1 protein-coding gene is annotated in these 263 nt (G+C 42.6%); it reads left to right on the forward strand.

Annotated elements, in window-relative coordinates:
* Positions 1-91 precede the first annotated feature (91 nt).
* On the forward strand, positions 92-263 hold a 172-nt coding region (locus tag RH85_RS22440), incomplete at its 3' end, for a helix-turn-helix domain-containing protein (protein WP_138956493.1).

A 263-nucleotide genomic window follows, 5' to 3' on the forward strand; every position in this document is an offset into this window, starting at 1 on the left:
TTGGATTCAAGTACGAAGTGCGACACCACTGAACAATAAAACAGTGAGATGCGATAATCATGAATTTGCTCCCGCCAAGAAGTGAAAAACCATGAGATATACGCACCTCACTGAGATAGAAAGGTATATGATTTCTGCTCTGAGAAAGCAAGGAATTAGTGTCGATAAAATCGCCACACAACTAGGTCGTCACAGATGTACTATTTATCGTGAATTCCAACGGAACTCGCGATACAACGCATACCGACCAAACCCGTCTTACC

The organism is Vibrio ichthyoenteri ATCC 700023 (assembly GCF_000222605.1).
Lineage (GTDB): Bacteria > Pseudomonadota > Gammaproteobacteria > Enterobacterales > Vibrionaceae > Vibrio > Vibrio ichthyoenteri.